The organism is Pseudomonas sp. HMSC063H08, assembly GCF_001813645.1.
Classification (GTDB): Bacteria; Pseudomonadota; Gammaproteobacteria; order Pseudomonadales; family Pseudomonadaceae; genus Pseudomonas; species Pseudomonas aeruginosa.
In genome coordinates, this window is record NZ_KV813558.1 from 1 (window position 1) to 357 (window position 357).

The following is a 357-nucleotide window of genomic DNA, read 5'->3' on the forward strand; positions in this document are numbered from 1 at the left end:
ACGCTCTACCTGGCAATCCCCATCAGCATCAATCCCCTGCTCATCCTGTTGCCCTGCGCCGCGCTGCTCGGCGTAGCGGTATGCATCACAGCATCCACCTTCAAAAAGTACCTGTAGGAGACCCGCCGTGCAGTGGACTCACGAACAGTCACCGATCATCCAGTCGAAGGCATCGAAGATCCTGGTGCGGGCCTTCGCCGGCACTGGCAAGACGACCACCCTGGTGGGCTTTGCCAAGGCGAACCCTACCCTGAGAATCCTCTACCTCTGCTACAACAGCTCGGTGGAAAAGGCCGCGAAGGGCAAATTCCCCCGCAACGTAGTATGCAAGACCGCCCACAGCCTGGCTCATGCGGT

General features: G+C 59.7%; 1 protein-coding gene and 1 pseudogene. Both read left to right on the forward strand.

Features of this window, described 5'->3' with window-relative positions:
- The coding region (locus HMPREF2924_RS25045) for an IncC plasmid conjugative DNA transfer DtrJ family protein (RefSeq protein WP_034078768.1) at window positions 1-117 on the forward strand (117 nt) is incomplete at its 5' end.
- A 10-nt stretch (window positions 118-127) separates the two neighbouring features.
- Window positions 128-357 (forward strand): annotated as a pseudogene (locus tag HMPREF2924_RS25050) (DNA helicase); the annotation flags it as partial.